Below are 16,505 nucleotides of genomic sequence, written 5' to 3' on the forward strand. Positions count from 1 at the left end.
GCATTCTCCTTTAGAAAATAAGCAGTCCGATATGATAGCCGATAAAGCCCAAACCCAGCGATAGAGCGATGTAGTACCCCATAATCGTAGCCAGCCACTTAATGGCCCCCACCTCGCGGTAAGTCGTACCCATGGCAAGTACGCAGGGGACGTTGAACATGGAAGCAAAAAGGAATGCCAGGGCTTCCGGTTTCGAAATCGTTTTGGCAAGGACCTCGCCCAAATTGTCGCTCGCCGCCACACGGGTCACCAACGAGAACGCTTCTCCGGTATGGTTAAACAGCGTACTCATAATGCCAAGGGACGCTTCCTTGCTGAACATTCCACCTAGGTACGAGATGAAGAGTTCCCAACGCATGCCGAAGAACATCGTCACAGGCTCAATCGCATTGCCGATCCTGTACAGAATCGTATTTTCGACATTGCCGTCGCTCGCATAAGAAAGCGCCCAGAACACCGCGGCCACCATAAGGATCATCTTGAGGGCCTTCTTGAAAATGCCCCAAGTGCTGCGCCCGACCATCGCGGCAATCATCTTCCAATGCGGCTTATGGTAAGGAGGCAATTCCATAATCATGCCCACACGCTCGTTTTCGGGGATAAGCTTTTTGCCAAACAAGATGGACGAAAGCCAAAACGACAGGAAAATCAGCGCCACGTAACCGATGGCAAAGAACGGAGCCGCAGAACCGAAGAAAGTAGAAGCCAGGAACAGCACCACGGCCACCTTGGAGCCGCACGGAATCGCCCACAGGAGTACCAGGGCGAACAAGCGCTGCCCGCGGGTATCAAGCACACGCGTCCCGCAGACAGCACCCGCCGTACAACCAATTCCAGAAAACAGCGGCATGATAGCCTTGCCATGCAGCCCCAAGCGAGAAAGCCAGTTGTCAAACGCATACGAGAATCGCGCCATATAGCCGATTTCTTCAAGAATGCGGAAGACGAATATTATTGAGAAAATGAAACTCGTCATGCAAACCGTGATGCAGGTTCCGCCCACCAAGACGTTATTGACAAACGAGACCACAACAGGCCAAGCACCAAGCGATGCGCCAGCCTTCTCCACAAGCGACTGCAGGAGCGGTTGCAAGCCAAAACCGATTCCCATGCCGGGGAAAGCGAGGATCATGCAAGCAAGGAGTGCCACCACCATAATGACGAACGAGAATATCTTGCCCTTGATACGGTGAGTCGCAATGCGGTCCCACTTTCCGAACACCTTGTCGGGTGCTTTTTCGTTGCAGGATTCTTTTACGATTTTATAAATCCAACGGTACTTGGCCTCCCCTGTTGCAATACCGCCATCACCGACATTTCCAAGAATCGTCTCAACGGCATTACGCCTTGCAAATGGGAGGTTATCCTTAACCGCTTGGCGCACGAGCTTGTCGTTTTCAAGCAGTTTAACGGCAAGCCACATTTTTTCAGAATTTCCCAGTTTAATCTCCCCCAAGGCCTCTTCAAGCAGATGGAGCGGAGACTCTACCTTATTTTCGCCGATCTCTTCCAATTCTTTTCGAAGTTCACCGGAATCTAGGAATCTCGGAAATTTTACAGCCAATTCCAAAGTTCTCAGGAATACGGGGTATCGTTTGGTCTCGGCAGCACTGAAGCCAAGAACCGGGACGCCCAATTTCTTTTCGATAGACTCCACATCAATTTTTTTACCGGCAGCCTCGGCAACATCCATCATATTGAGGACCAGCATTACAGGGGCCCTGATGCCCACGAAATCGGCGAGCATATAGAGGCTGCGTTCCAACTGCGAAGCATCAACCAAAATGCAGACTAAATCAGCCACACCACCGTGAATGTAATTACGGGTAACGACTTCTTCTTCGGAATTCGCAGAAAGCCCGTAACTACCCGGCAAATCGACGACCTTGTATTCAACGCCGTTATAACTGAAAAAACCTTCGGCGCGTTCCACCGTTTTCCCGGGCCAGTTACCCACCCGCTGGTGAAGACCCGTAAGGTTATTGAACAGGGTTGACTTTCCCGAATTCGGCTGGCCTAAAAGAGCAATCGTTTTAGCCATACTACTTTTCCACCCTAGCTAAAATTTGCGAACATTCCCTACGGTTCACCGCAATGACAGTATCGCGGCAAAAAACGAGTACTGGAGAGCGACCGTCATTTTTCAAAAGCGTAAAGGAAGAGCCCGGAGTAAGTCCGATAGAAATGATTCTGGAGATAAAGCGGGAATCGCCTTCAATCTTAGCGATGTTCCCGCTAGAATTTTCACCCATTTCGCCAAGTGAAATAGCACGGATGTTTTCTTCTTGCATCATCTTCCTACCTAAAACTGTACCTTATCTTTGTCGCATAAGAACGGCCAGGCTTACTTTCGCCGTAATTGTCATAAACAACGCGGTCTGTCAGGTTTTCCACCTCAAAACTCCAGGCGAGCTTATTGTCCCACACCGAGTATTCAATGCCCACATCTTGCGAGAAAGACGCAGGAATCATGCGGTCCTGACGGGAACTGATTTTCCAACCGTAATAGTATTCAGCGGTATAATTGGCGGCCCACCAGAGTTTCAAGAAATCTTCTTTGTTAATCAAGTCACCAATATGGAATTCCGCGAGATAGTTCATAAAATACCGCGGGATATTCGGTACAATGGCATTTTCGGGAATTCCCTGCTTAGCCACATAATCGATGTTGCGCAAATCCTGGAATGTCCAATTCGTCCCGAGCAAGATATATTCATTCAAATCAAGCTTCACATCACCTTCGTAGCCCCAACCGCGAATCGGGTCAAGGTTAGAATAGGGTGTTGCCACCTGCGCTAACATTATATACTGAATTTTATTCTTGTAGTATGAATAGAAAAAGTCTCCGTCAAAACGGAAGCGCGTCACCAAAGGGAGTTCCATCAAGTCAATGGAAATACCCGCATTAAAATTATCCACAGCCTCGGGCATCAAGCCAACAGCGGCACTAACCTTAGCCCCGTCGCCAAAAAGTTCTTCAGAACTCGGAAGGCGCACCGCGTGCTGGTACGAACCTTTTATCGCAAACGGCTTGACGATTTGGAACCGGATACTTTCGTCATAACTAAATTCTTTGTAGTCATCCGACTGCAATTCGGGTTCATTGAGCGTAGAATAGACCGGCTTTGAAATTTCGGCTTTCAGGTAATGGAACTTGAAACCAATCAAATTCTGAATATGTTCGTCCCAAATACGGTCTTCTAGCGAAAGCCCTGTCGTCATCGAATAAGTCTTGCCAGGAAATCCTGCCATATTGAAACCCACCATTTCGGAGCCCACGTCATCTTCTGGATTCTCCTTGCGGTATCTGAACAAGGTATTCCAATAAACCGTCTGATTCTTGTAGAATTCATAATCCAGGTTCAACAGGTCATTGAAATCAAACGATTCTACCGTACGTAATTTCGGGAGTCCCACCATCGAAAGTTCGCCAACATTTCTCGATGCCGTATCGCAAGAAAACCAGTTACGGCAATGAATGCGCGAAGTATCCGTCACTGTATTTTCACCGTAAGCGAACGAAAAATAATTGCCAAAGTCCAGACCTTTCACAAAAAGATTCTTCTTGTCTAACCCGAATGTTGTACCAAAACTATAGCCATCCATCGTCGTTTCTGTAATACGGAATGTATTCCCCTGGACTTCATGTTCACTTGCTCCATAGCTAGCGCCAAGCGAAACGTTATCGAACCAGGCCCCCATCAGGTTCGTAAACACCTGCACATTATACGAAGTATAATGGTCATGATCGCGAATGACAGAAGTATCCTTACCCGTCGAACTTTTCATGTACGGGGACGTGAATTCATAATCGTTATCGGAATGGTTAAAGTAACCCGATACGCCAACTTCAAGGGCGGCCGCGCCTACAATGCTATCAATGGTATGGCTTGCCGTAAGCGAGGCCTTGTGTGTATTGTAACTCGCCAGGCTGTAAGAAGCATCAACCGAATTAGCAGGGCGTTTCTTGGTAATGATGTTGATAGCGCCGCCTGCGCCGTCGGTTGCAAAACGCGCCGGAATGTAGCCCTTGTACACCTCGATATCGGCAATCTGGTCTATAGGGATATCGTCAAGACCGAGGTTTCCCTGAGTTTCTATCGGGACGCCATTCACGAGCACCTTGATGTTCTTGCCTTCCATACCACGGATATTGATTTTGCCCTCGCCGCCCATGCCTCCGGACTTGCGTACTTTAACTCCCGAAGAAGTATTGACTGCTTTCGAGATACTCTTGCTGGTATTCTGAAGTTCCGTAGCGTCGATGGTCGAAACGGTTTCCACCTTTTTCGCTTGCTTTGCCTGCTCTGCTTCGGCATCAGTTTCCACCGAAAGTTCATCCAGCTGGGTAACACCCGCAGAAGGCGCATTATTCTCGGCGCTTGTATTAGCCGCACTAGGCTCTTCCAAAAAATCGTCAATCGACGTCACTTCTTCATCTTGGGCTCGCACGGAAACCGCCGCCATCAGCGTAATCAAAACGACCGTCAAAGCAAGCGTCATCATCGTGAAATCAAACTTCTTCATAGTGAATTATTCTCCACCTTCTAATTCGTTTATCAGCTGGATGTTGTAGAGTTTTTCAACCTGCAAGATGTCAAGCACAACAGCGATACGTTCGTAAGTCGTTCCCTTGTCGATTTTAATCGCCACAGGAGATTTCTTGTTCTGAACGGCAGCGGCCTTGACGCGCAAATCATCAGGCGTTCCTCGCTCGCCATTGAAAGCGAGTTCCGTTTCAGAAAGTTCGATGTACAGGCCTTCTGGCGTATCGCGCTTGACTTCGCTCTGCGTCTCAGGCAAAATCAACTTGAGCACCGATTCATCTTGTTTAAAAACGGAGGTGACAAGGAAAAACACCAACAGCAGAAAGACGCAGTCAATCAGCGGCGTCATATCGGGGCGGATGCGGCGGGTACGGCGGGCCATTTACGTTTCCTCATCAGCAGCATCTGCTGTAGCAATTTCATGTCTATGGTCTTTTTCCTTCAAAATGCGGCCCAGACGCAGAAGCACATCGTTTTCCACATTATCCTGTTCCGATTCAAGACGGGCATTCAGGTAATTGAAGGAGATTACATGCGGGATGGCGACCACGAGACCGATGACCGTTGTAATCAAGGCCAGCTTAATGCCTGTTGCAAAAGCCCCGGCATCCGAAAGCCCGGAAACCGCAATAACGCTAAACGCGTTGAAGATACCAAACACCGTTCCCAAAAGGCCGAGCAGCGGAGAGATGCTCGCGATGTTCTCGATGGTGGTAAGACCCTTCGAAAGCGGCGAGAAAGCCAGCGCAATCTCGGTGCGAATACTTTCGACAATGATGTGGTGATCGGTATTGTGGGTCACCACACGATGCAGGATCTTCGCCGGAAGGCGCTTGCGAATGCTCCTGTTGAAAAGAACGAGAGCGATAACCTTCCATACGATAATCGCATAGCCCACAAAGTTCATAGCCACGAGCACGTAGGCAATCACGCCGCCCTGCTGGATAAAGTCTAAGATGTAGTTCATGAATTTCCTTTTATTGATGCAGATTGTACTTGATTGGAATCTCCATTTTCCAGGTATCCTTTTCCAGGATTTCGGGAATAGGCTTGAATTTCGGAAGCGATTGCACGGCAGCAAGGGCGCTTTCATTCAATGAGGAATACGGGCACGGTTTTGCAACCACCGCATCGCTAATGGCACCATCCTTGGCTACCGTAAACTGGACACGCACCGTCCCCTCCTGCTTTAAGCGGCGGGCTGTCGCTGGGTAATCCTTGCGCTTTTCGAATTCCTTCGAAAGCCCCATCAAGTAGGCACGCGTCACCTTCATCAGCGAATCCTTCGAAGGCTTCGGCGGAGGAGGTGGCGGAGGCGGAGGAGCCACAGGTTCTTCGACAACAGGAGCTGTTTCTACCACTTCGGCATCCGTAACCATAATCGGTTCCGGTTCTGGCTCAGGTTCCTGTTCCGGAACTGTATCTTGCACGATGTTCGGGATAACCTTCGCCCGCACAATCTTCTTCACAATTTTCTTGATTTCAGGAGGCGGTTCCGGCGGCGTGAGCAGCAGTCGTTCCACATGGATGACTTCAGCATCCTCGCGCGTCGTAACCACTTGAGTATTCCTCAAAAAGCCCCATGCATAGAAGCCGATATGCAATAGGATTGCAAGACCGACGCCTACCCAGAAGGCGTTTTTCATGAGGAATGATGCGTAAGGGTTTCTCATCTAGAAATAGTACTTGGCCTTTGCCCAAACTTCACAGTTCTTATCGTAATTGGCGAGCTGCCCGCGCTTGCCACCGAAATGGTCATAGCCGGCCGAAAGCGTCACCTGGTCCGTAACCGCGTAATCGCCTGCCGCGCGCGCATAGTAAGCAAGGTTATCGATATCGAACATCCCATAAAGCGAAAGCTTGAGCGTATTGTTTAAAAGTTCCTTCGAGATGCGGAAGGTCATTTCAGAGCTATTCTTCTCAGCCGCAAGTTCGTCCGTGTAGTCAGCGATATACTTGTGCAGGTACTGCACCATGAACGTCCAGTTGTCACCAGCATACCAATCGATTCCACCGAGCGCATTGAACGTATTCTTGCGGGCGTAATCAAGATTACTCTTGTAACCGAGAGCTTCACCAAAATATTCCGCAACTTCGGCCCGAATAACGAATTCCCCAAGCGGCATGGAAATATCGCCACCAATCATCGTCATGGTTTCGTGAACACCACGGATAACGATGGAATCCTTTTCGAAATCGTAACCCGCAACCGTTACCGGCGACTGGCTATGTGTATGCAATGCTGAAACCGAGAAATCGAAATTCGAGAGGAAAAACGAGAGGCGCGTTCCGAAATCACCGTTCTTGAAACGGGTATCGGGGCCTTCCGGAAAATCGAGAATCGCATTTTCCGGCATATCCGGACGCCACGGGTTTTCTGCCTGGATAGGCATCTGGAAATAACGCGGAGCAGGAACGTAAACGATTTCCGCATTCACGCGTTCCCCGGGATACTTGACGCGGAAACCATCTACAGCCATGCGCAGATCATCGTAATCACTGGACATGAATTCCGTGTAATCTACCGGCGAAATCAAATCGGTGACTCTAAGGCCATCCGCAACGCCCCATACGACAATCTGGCGGCCCGCCCGGACTTCCAAGAAGTTATTCGAATAATTCAAATAGGCTTCTTGCAACTGCACGCCAGTACGATCGTCCAAGATACTGTTATGCACCGCATTCAGACTCGCAAACAGGTATGCGTCTTCGTAATCAACGCGCATCTCGGTACGCAGGCGCGTCCTCGACGACGTCAAGTCGTGAGGCCACTGCGTCTGGACCGCATGATACGTATCCACGAAACCGTTGAACTGGAACGGACTTTCTTGGGCGAAGGCGGTTGCTGCCGCCAATCCAACCACTAACCACCAACCATTAGCCACTATTACAGCCCTCTTTCCAGGCGCGGAACGGTGAACGTCTTCGCATCCAGCGGGATGTTGAACTTGAGGTCGCCAAATTCAAGAATCGTCTTGTGGTTCGTCTGCACGTTTTCCATGCTCATCTTGGCAATAGCCCAGAATCCATCGACCTGCGTGACCTTCTCCACCTTCAAGAAACGATGCAGTTTGCCAAGCTTGTCGTAATATTCCACCTTTGCCGCAATCAAGCAATCCTTGCGGATCCACGAGACCTTCTTCGAAAAGATTTCATCGTTCTTCTTGGGCACCGATTCGATGACCCAGCAATCCACGCCGTCCACTTTCTCTTCACGCAAGAGCGTATGCGTATCTTCATCGATATTGCGCTGGCCCACATCGTCGTAAGTGAAGTCGGAACCCATGAAGTAATCCGTCTTGGAACTCTTTCCGCTGATGCGGCGCGTTTTCTTCATGGCGGGCAAGTAAAGCCACTTGTCGTCATCCTTGCTGATATCGTCGTAATCAACCGTCAGGAATCCCGTACCCTTCACATCGTTGGGATAACGGAAGAACATGATCTGCTTGGTATCCTTGCCTACGTCCATCGCAAACGAGGTAATCTTGCGTTCACGCTTCGCACCAGCCTTGTTGATAAGCGTCATCGAGAGTTCGGAACTGCGCGTATCGCCATCGGGACGGTCCTTCACCTTCTGGATGACATCACGGCCCGAAAGCCCCTCCGCCGCCACTAACGAAGCCATTGCGACAACCAGTATCGCGCCTTTTTTAAACATTTTCAAATCCATATTATCCTCCTGCCGACAATTCGGCGTTTTTCGCCGCTAAAGTTAGCCTAAACTTATTTTTTACACTACTCCGAATAGGCCTGTTCAAATCCAATCGGATTATTCCCTTGCGTTTTTTTCATTATATTAAGCGGCCTTATGCCGTCATGCCGAAAAAAAAGATTTCCCGGCCAAACGGCCGAGAAATCTCGAGGAGACTATCCCTCTATGCAATTACTTGAGCGGAACAATCCACATCGGGATCGGCTTGAGGCTTGCAATTTTTTCAGCCTTGTCCTTCTTGGGATTGTAACGGTAATAGCCATTGCCGTCTTTTTCGGTAGCAACGGCGAACAGCACATTACCATCTTCTTCGACATACTTGCCATAGCTAGCATAAGCAGAGGTGTAAGGAACGGGCAGAGCCTCCATTTTCTTCTTGGCAAGGTCAATCTTAACAGCCTTGCAAGTGGCATTATAGTAGTCCTCTTGCGAGTCCCAGCTCTTATTCAAGTCGTTCATTACGTTAAGGTAAGCATAAACCGTTGAACCATCTGCCTTGGCAAACGGAGAGAGGTACTTGAACACACCCTTCTTCGTCACATCCTTGATGGAGACCTCATCCGAAACGTTCCACACATAATCCTTGTCGAATTCCTTTTCGCCAACCTTGATGCGAAGGAAGCCATCCTTCTGGCCCGGCGCATAGCTCCAGGAAGCATTGCTATACACATAGATATAGCCATCGGCTTCGACAAAAGCTTCATTCTGGCTATCGTCAAGCGATCCGACCGCAGCGACGCGGTCATCCTTGGCGACGCCGAGTACCTTGTCCTTCTTCACGTCGATAATGGCGACCTGAGCGGTATAACCGGTCTCGTAATCGCTCACGTTCTGCAAGAGGCCCACATAAAGGAGTCCGTCAACAATGATACCGGTTCCCGGGCTCACAGCGAAGGCGTCTTTATCCTTATACTTGGAAAGATTGATAGAGCCGGTCACCTTCATTTTCTTGGGGTTGAAGATAACCAGCGAATCCGACATACCAGCCAAATAGGCCTTCTCTTCGTTCACGAAGAAAATGTGGTTCGTCCAAGCGCCCGGCAGGGCAATTTCACCCTGCTTTGCACCAATCTTATTGTTTTCGTCAAGTGCATAGCGGGTTATCAAACCGACATCCAAATCAGTAATAAACAACGATCTGTTGTAATAGATTACGCCCGAACGGGTGCCAACTTCAATAAAGTCATCCCCAATATCTTCGGTATGCTCAAGCGACATGGTGCCGATGAATATACTGTTACCCGCAGCAATGGCTGTCGCAAATTCGCGCTTATAGTTGTCATCGGAAGCGCTGGAGGAGGAATCGTCACTGCAAGCAGCGAGCAACCCCACAGATGCCAGGGCCACAGCAAAGGTCTTCACTATTTTTGATTTCATAGAATGCTCCTAAATTTTGCGGAAGGGACCGCTTTTTTTGATTTTGCGGAGCATTTTAGAAATGTCTCATTTGCCATTCTACTCCAAATAGCGGCTAAAAAATCCAAAAGGGTCGTCAGTTCGATTTTTTTGCTTTTAATCCAAAACGCCCACTTTAGCTCCATTTAGACAAAAAGAACCCCCAGCGTAAGAAAAAAATGACAGGAAAAGTTCATCCGCATGCCTAAGTTAGCCTTGACAAAGTTTTTCGTTGTAGTTAGATTTGTCTTACTTTTTAAGCCTAGTCTAACATAACGAGAGGAATAAAAAAATGCTCAATCTCGCCGGAATTGAATGGCTCACAAACATTGACCGCAACTTCGCCGTCCCGGCCAAAACCCCATCCTTCATCCTGGAATTCTGCCGTCAGGGCCGCATTGAATGGTCTGGCGGGAACCTGCCGTGCAACCACCTGGAAACAGGAGAAATGCTCGTATACGACGCCTGGACCCTCGGCGGGCTGAACCGTTCCGCCAACTACCGCGGTGACATCATCCTTTTCTACGATGAAGCCATCAACGAAATACGGCAATCCTTTGCCGGTTTCGACATCGACATCGCATCCTTCCAGGAAAAGTTCAGCATTCAGAACAAGCCCTTCATTGTGCACACCCGCGAAGAAATCCAGTACGTTTTTTCCAAGTTTGAGCACATAAAGGACGCCTTCCGCCAAGAATATAGCAGGCTCGGTCTCCTTGAGATTCTGATTACGCTCAAGAACATGGACGCCCACCGCGAATCGGTTTGTCGCGACTGTAACATATCGATGCTCCAGGTCGAAAAGGTTTACGGCATCCGCACGTTCATCTGTGACAACATCGATTCCCACTACACCATCGAAGAACTCGCCGACAAGTTCGACATGCCGCCTACCGCAATGAAGGTCTGCTTCAAGAATGTTTTCGGGCTCCCCGTATTCACCTACGCGCGTCGCGAACGTATGAAACATGCCGCAAAGCAGCTCCGCGAATGCGACCGCGGGATTCTTGAAATTGCAGGAACCGTCGGCTACAACAACGGAAGCAAATTCGCCCACGCCTTCCAGGATGTCATGGGCATGACGCCGAAGGAATACCGCAAAAAATTTAGGCAAAACGCAGCATAACAACCATGAAAAAAACATTCTCTAAGCTCTACGCATACATGGGATCGCGTCGTCCGCTGTTCCCGCTTGCTTTGATTCTCTCGGCACTGAGCGCCATCGCGGGACTCGTGCCGTTTTTACTGATGTGGCTGATTGTCCGCGAAATCCTTACAGGCGGCGACATGACGAACATCAAGATTTTCGATTACTCTATCGGCGCAGTACTCGCCTCGGTTGCAAGTGTATTACTTTACTTTGCAGCCCTCGCCTGTTCGCACCTAGTAGCATTCAGGCTTGAAGGCGACCTGCGTCGATTCGCCATGAAAAAACTGATGAGCGCGCCGCTCGGATTTTTCGACAAGAACCCGACAGGCAAACTCCGCAAGATTATCGACGACAACGCCGCAATTACGCACACCTTCGTCGCGCACGAGATGCCCGATATTTCGGGCACCATCCTGATTCCGATTGTGGCACTCGTGATGATGTTCGTTTTTGATTGGCGGCTTGGTCTTGCCACATTGGTGCCGATTGCCTACGCCATCTTTATTCTCGGGACCTTAGGCAAAAAAGGAACCAAGTTCATGGAACGCTACATGCAGTCGCTCGAAGAAATGAACAGCGAAGCCGTCGAGTATGTGCGTGGTATCCCTGTCGTCAAGGTTTTCCAGCAGACCATTTATTCGTTCAAGAATTTCTACAAGACCATTGAAACTTACCACCAGATGGTAACCGCCTATTCTGCTAGTTGGAAAGTTCCCTACTGCATTTACACCACGCTCGTAAACGGATTCGTCCTGTTCCTTGTGCCAGTAGCAATCCTCATTATTGGGCATGGCGACGACGTGAAGCTCACCATTGTGAACATGATGATTTACGTACTAGTGACGCCGCTATTCACGCAATGCGTAATGCGCAGTATGTACCTGAGCAACGCGACGAACCAGGCAGGCATTGCGGTTGACCGCATCAATGATATCGCGCGCACCAAGGATTTAGAGGTTTGCGCAAATCAGGTCCCGATGCAAAATTTTGATGTAGAATTCCGGAACGTGAGTTTCACTTATCCCGGCACCGACAAGCAGGTACTGAGCGACATTTCGCTCTCGGTACCGGTGGGCCACACCGTTGCACTTGTCGGGCCATCGGGCGGTGGCAAGAGCACGATTGCAAAGCTTCTACCGAGATTCTTCGATGTCGATTGCGGCGAAATTACCATTGGCAGAATTTCGGTAAAGCAGATTGATCCGAAGGAACTGATGAAGAATATTTCGTTCGTGTTCCAGAATACGCGACTTTTCAAGATGAGCATCTTGGACAACGTGCGTTACGGCATGCCCGATGCAACTCTTGAACAGGTAAACGAAGCTCTTGACCTTGCGCAGTGCCGAGAAATCATCAACAAGTTGCCTGGCGGCATCGATACGGTTATCGGAAGCAAGGGCACTTACCTTTCGGGCGGCGAGCAGCAGCGCGTCGTACTTGCGCGCGCCATCTTGAAGAACGCACCCATCGTTGTGCTCGACGAGGCAACCGCATTCGCCGACCCCGAAAACGAACGACTGATTCAGGAAGCCTTGCACAAGCTTGCCGCAGGCAAGACGGTGCTTATGATTGCGCACAGGCTTACCAGCGTGGTGAATGCCGACCAGATTATCGTGGTCGAAGAAGGCGAAATCGCCGAACGCGGTACGCACGCAGAATTGCTTGAAAAGAACGGCGTTTACGCCAAGATGTGGGCCGAATACCAGCAGTCCGTCACATGGACCCTCGATAATTCCAAGGAAAATGAAGGAGGCGAAAATGTATAAGTGGGTTCAGAATACTTTTGCTCTTTCGGAAGAAGGCTCGCACACATTCATCCGCGGAGTCGTGTGGACGTTCCTGCACTTCGTTTCGCTCATGTTCCCGATGATGTTGCTGTTCAACTTCTTGATGGAATATATGGGCGTCGGCGATTTTGCAGGCAAGGCCCCTCACGGAATCTGGTTCTATCTCGGTTTTTCCGTCACCCTATTCATTGTGATGCTTGTAATTTATGCTTTTTCGTACACCGCCACCTACGACAGCGTTTATGACGAAAGCATGCGACGCCGCGTCTCGATTGCAGAAAGGCTCCGCAAGCTACCGCTTTCCTTCTTTGGCAAAAAGAACCTTTCGGATTTGACGTCGACTATCATGGACGACTGCAATGCGCTCGAAATGATTTTCTCGCATGCGGTGCCGGAACTTTTCGCCGCCATCGGAAGCGTCACCATTATCGGCATCATGCTCTTCTGCTACAACTGGAAAATGTCCATCGCGCTTTTCTGGGTCGTACCCGCCGCAGCGCTTCTGATCGCTCTTTCCAAGAAAATTCAGGACCGCTGGTTTATCAATTCGTACAACATGCGCCGCGAAATTATCGAAGACATCCAGGAAGGTCTCGAAAACGTGCAGGAAATCCGTTCCTACTCGGGCGAAGCGGCCTACCTCAGGCATTTTGACAAGGACTGCATCCGCTACGAAAAATCGCAGATGGATTCCGACATCAAGGTCGGCATGTTCCTGAATTCGGCGCAGGGTATCCTCAAGATGGGTCTTGCCACGGTGCTAATTACGGGCGCACGCCTCTGGACCAAGGGCGAAATCGACGTATTCACCTACCTGGTGTTCATCGTGTGCGCGGCGACCATCTACAATCCGATTTTCCTCGTATTCAACAACCTCGCCGAACTGTTCTTCGTGAATGTTCGTCTGCGTCGTTTCCGCGAAATGGACCAGATGCCCATACAACATGGCGAAACAGAATTCACGCCTGCCAATTACGATATCGAATTCAAGGATGTCGATTTCAATTACAACGAAAACAAGCAGGTTCTGAAGAAAGTTTCGTTTACCGCAAAGCAGGGCGAAATTACCGCACTTGTAGGCCCGAGTGGCAGCGGAAAAACGACTGCGGCAAAACTTGCGGCACGCTTCTGGGACATCCAGGGCGGTTCCGTAACGCTCGGCGGCCAAGATATCAGTAAAATCGATCCTGAAACGCTCCTCAAGAACTTCTCCATCGTCTTCCAAGACGTGGTGCTGTTCAACACGAGCATCAAGGACAACATCCGCATCGGCAAGCGCGACGCCAGCGACGAAGAAATCCTGAAGGTGGCAAAACTCGCTGGCTGCGACGAATTCGTGCAGAAAATGCCGCAGGGTTACGACACCGTTATCGGCGAAAACGGCGACACGCTCTCGGGCGGCGAACGCCAACGAATCTCGATTGCACGCGCCCTGTTGAAAGACGCGCCCATCATCCTGCTTGACGAAGCGACCGCAAGCCTCGACGTGGAAAACGAATCCAAGATCCAGCGCGGCATTTCGCAGTTGGTGAAGGGCAAGACCGTCATCATCATCGCACACCGCATGCGCACTATCGCAAACGCCGACAAGGTCGTTGTGTTGCACGACGGTCACATCGCCGAAACAGGCTCCCCCGCCGAACTCAAGGCGAAAGGCGGCCTGTTCAGCAAGATGCTCGAATTGCAAGAGGTTTCCTCCCGATGACTGCAGAACGTTTGATGGATTACAAGCTTGTGCGCCAATGCGCCCCGACCCTTGCCGCCCGCAAGGTCGGGAGCCTTTTCTGCATGGAAAACATCCAAGGCGGACGCGAACCGATGTGTTCGCTTCTGGCGCGCTGGAATCACGACTTGAATCCATCCGGCGTCTTTGTACGCATTGTGGCGGAACGCTGCGGACGCAGTTTTATTTACGTCTACCGCCGAAACCTCTTGAGCCGCTTATTCGAAACCGCAGAGGTCCGGCACTTCCTCAAACAGTACGACTACAAGCATTTCGACGAAGAACGGCTCATTTTGAATTTGACACATCGTATTGGACGGTGCCGTTGCTTTCCTCATGAAATCGGGCTCTTCTTGGGCTACCCGCTAGAAGACGTAAAAGGTTTTATCATCAATGCGGGCAAGAACAGCAAAAGTACAGGATACTGGAAAGTTTACGGCGACGTCGAAAAATCCGAACGGATATTCGAATGCTTCCGGAAATGTTTTTCTGTCATGAGTTCACTTTTTGAACGCGGCTACTCGCTCCCCATGCTCGCAGTAAGCTAAAAAAGGTGCAGAAATTTTAACTAATCACTGAGCGAAGGCTCATCAATAGGAGAATCACAATGGATAAAGTTGCAGTCATTTACTGGAGCGGAACAGGCAATACGGAAATGATAGCGAAGTATATCGCTGAAGGCGTTAACGCCGCCGGCGGTCAGGCCGATGTTTTCAGCGTTTCGGATTTCGCCCAGGACAAGTTGGCCGAATACGGCCGTTTTGCGCTCGGATGCCCCGCCATGGGCGCCGAAGAGCTTGAAGATTCCGAATTCCAGCCCTTCTACGATGCCGTAAAGCCTTCCCTTGCCGGCAAGAAAGTCGCACTTTTCGGCTCTTACGGCTGGGGTGGCGGCGAATGGATGAACCCGTGGAAGGCCGACGCCGAAGCAGCAGGCCTTGTACTTGTGGCAGAACCGCTCGCTATCGAGAACGCCCCTGACGACGCCGGCAAAACGGCCTGTACGGAATTGGGCAAGACTTTGATTCAGGCATAACAAGAATCTCTATCCTATATATACCACCTCATAAGACAAAGCATCGGTTATTACCGATGCTTTTTGCGTTTCACTCAATCAATTCAGAATTGACTACTCTTTGCCGAAGATCTTGAACTTCCGGATCAAAAGCGGAGTCACGAACAGGTCGGCGAGCAATGCCGAGACAAGGCCGATAAACACCACGAAGCCGAAGTTGAACATCTGCGTTGCGGCCGAGGTGGTAAAGCCCGCAAAGGTCGCCACCATGATAATCGTCGTCATCACGAGAGCTGGGCCCGCCGTGCGGAATACGTTGAGAATGGACTCGCGGTAATCGCGGGTACGGTCAAATTCCACATGCCCGTGGTTGATAAAGTGAATCGTGTCGTCGACGGAAAGGCCGATGATCATCGGGATAAGCGTCGCCGTCATCATGTCAAGCGGAATGTCTGTGAGTCCAAGGTAGCCGCCCACGAAAATGCCCGGCGCAATGTTCGGAATCATGCCGATAAGGCCCGTGCGGATGCTGCCGAACACAATCATCAAAAGGACTGCCACAATCACCACAGAAATCAGGAACGAAGTCATCTGGCCCACTTCCAGGTACTGCTGCATGGCGGTGAACTGCGGCAAGTTTCCTACGGCAGTCACCTTTGCGTCCGGGTAAAGCTTGCGTGCGAAATTCTGCAAGTCCTCGATTTCCTTCTGGAGTTCGTTGGAGTTGTAGCTCGAAATTTCACTTCTTCTTCCGTTTCGGGAATGGCGTATTTATCCTGACGGTTTTCGTTCAGCGTACGGTCCAAATCCTTGACGATATCAAGAATGGAGGTGGAACGCTTGGTGAGCGGGTACTTGCCGGCATGATCCTGCAACTGTTCCAATTTTTTCAGATTCTCGACTTCCTTGGCCTTGTCGTTTGTACCAAAGTCAATCACCAGGTCGTACGAATAGAAACTTCCGATTTCCGATTCTGCCACGTAGAGCATCTTGTTCACGTATTCGACCTTGCGGCCCATGGTGCGTTCCACGTCAAAGGCGGGTTCTATCTTGGTGAGCCCGAAAACAGAAATTGCAGTCACGACGGCGAATACAATCGCAATCGGCTTGCCGTGCCCGAGAACGAACTTGCCGATAGAATCGAGAATGATTCCCATGCGCGTGTCGCCGCGTTCA

Annotated in this window: 15 protein-coding genes and 1 pseudogene; 5 read left to right on the forward strand and 11 right to left on the reverse strand. The window is 50.2% G+C overall.

Translation table 11 applies throughout. The features are described 5' to 3' along the window. Positions 1 to 10: 10 nt before the first annotated feature. The 9 genes from feoB to HUF13_RS13425 all read right to left on the reverse strand — a co-directional run bounded on the left by feoB (position 11) and on the right by HUF13_RS13425 (position 9,636). Positions 11 to 2,041: a ferrous iron transport protein B gene (gene feoB / locus HUF13_RS13385; RefSeq protein WP_173475605.1), complete on the reverse strand. Its 2,031-nt coding sequence runs from the start codon at positions 2,039 to 2,041 to the stop codon at positions 11 to 13. 1 nt (position 2,042) lies between these two features. Next, entirely contained in the window at positions 2,043 to 2,294 is a 252-nt protein-coding gene (locus HUF13_RS13390) for a FeoA family protein (RefSeq protein ID WP_304039175.1), read from the reverse strand. Between the two features lie 4 nt (positions 2,295 to 2,298). Further along, a complete protein-coding gene (locus tag HUF13_RS13395; protein WP_304039176.1) occupies positions 2,299 to 4,527 on the reverse strand; it encodes a TonB-dependent siderophore receptor in 2,229 nt (742 codons plus the stop codon). A 6-nt stretch (positions 4,528 to 4,533) separates the two neighbouring features. Beyond that, positions 4,534 to 4,929: a biopolymer transporter ExbD gene (locus HUF13_RS13400; RefSeq protein ID WP_173475606.1), complete on the reverse strand. Its 396-nt coding sequence runs from the start codon at positions 4,927 to 4,929 to the stop codon at positions 4,534 to 4,536. Next, entirely contained in the window at positions 4,930 to 5,514 is a 585-nt protein-coding gene (locus tag HUF13_RS13405) for a MotA/TolQ/ExbB proton channel family protein (protein WP_173341961.1), read from the reverse strand. 10 nt (positions 5,515 to 5,524) lie between these two features. Then, positions 5,525 to 6,220: an energy transducer TonB gene (locus tag HUF13_RS13410; RefSeq protein ID WP_173475607.1), complete on the reverse strand. Its 696-nt coding sequence runs from the start codon at positions 6,218 to 6,220 to the stop codon at positions 5,525 to 5,527. Continuing rightward, positions 6,221 to 7,432 (reverse strand): DUF1302 family protein, encoded by a 1,212-nt coding sequence (locus tag HUF13_RS13415; RefSeq protein ID WP_173341963.1) that lies wholly within the window; start codon positions 7,430 to 7,432, stop codon positions 6,221 to 6,223. Between the two features lie 2 nt (positions 7,433 to 7,434). Next, positions 7,435 to 8,205, reverse strand: coding sequence for an outer membrane lipoprotein-sorting protein (locus tag HUF13_RS13420; protein ID WP_173341970.1), 771 nt, complete (start codon positions 8,203 to 8,205; stop codon positions 7,435 to 7,437). Positions 8,206 to 8,430: 225 nt separating this feature from the next. Beyond that, entirely contained in the window at positions 8,431 to 9,636 is a 1,206-nt protein-coding gene (locus HUF13_RS13425) for a hypothetical protein (RefSeq protein ID WP_173341964.1), read from the reverse strand. A gap of 310 nt (positions 9,637 to 9,946) precedes the next feature. Here HUF13_RS13425 and HUF13_RS13430 point away from each other — a divergent pair, with 310 nt between their 5' ends. Genes HUF13_RS13430 through HUF13_RS13450 form a run of 5 tightly spaced genes read left to right on the forward strand, consistent with a single transcriptional unit; the run spans position 9,947 to position 15,350 of the window. Beyond that, entirely contained in the window at positions 9,947 to 10,780 is an 834-nt protein-coding gene (locus HUF13_RS13430; RefSeq protein WP_173341965.1) for an AraC family transcriptional regulator, read from the forward strand. Positions 10,781 to 10,785: 5 nt separating this feature from the next. Then, positions 10,786 to 12,570: an ABC transporter ATP-binding protein gene (locus HUF13_RS13435; protein WP_304039180.1), complete on the forward strand. Its 1,785-nt coding sequence runs from the start codon at positions 10,786 to 10,788 to the stop codon at positions 12,568 to 12,570. Beyond that, a complete protein-coding gene (locus HUF13_RS13440; protein WP_173341966.1) occupies positions 12,563 to 14,296 on the forward strand; it encodes an ABC transporter ATP-binding protein in 1,734 nt (577 codons plus the stop codon). Before HUF13_RS13435 ends, HUF13_RS13440 begins: the two co-directional genes overlap by 8 nt. Continuing rightward, positions 14,293 to 14,862: a DUF3793 family protein gene (locus tag HUF13_RS13445; protein WP_173341967.1), complete on the forward strand. Its 570-nt coding sequence runs from the start codon at positions 14,293 to 14,295 to the stop codon at positions 14,860 to 14,862. The genes HUF13_RS13440 and HUF13_RS13445 overlap by 4 nt, the downstream gene beginning before the upstream one ends. 59 nt (positions 14,863 to 14,921) lie before the next feature. Continuing rightward, on the forward strand, positions 14,922 to 15,350 hold the full coding sequence (locus HUF13_RS13450) for a flavodoxin (protein WP_173475608.1): 429 nt from the start codon (positions 14,922 to 14,924) through the stop codon (positions 15,348 to 15,350). A 93-nt stretch (positions 15,351 to 15,443) separates the two neighbouring features. Here HUF13_RS13450 and HUF13_RS17415 read toward each other — a convergent pair whose 3' ends face one another. Further along, on the reverse strand, positions 15,444 to 16,022 hold the full coding sequence (locus tag HUF13_RS17415; RefSeq protein ID WP_304039182.1) for an MMPL family transporter: 579 nt from the start codon (positions 16,020 to 16,022) through the stop codon (positions 15,444 to 15,446). Beyond that, positions 15,980 to 16,505: pseudogene (locus HUF13_RS17420) on the reverse strand (hypothetical protein); the annotation flags it as partial. The gene HUF13_RS17415 and the pseudogene HUF13_RS17420, both read right to left, overlap by 43 nt.

The sequence above is a fragment of the Fibrobacter succinogenes genome (genome assembly GCF_902779965.1).
Lineage (GTDB): Bacteria > Fibrobacterota > Fibrobacteria > Fibrobacterales > Fibrobacteraceae > Fibrobacter > Fibrobacter succinogenes_F.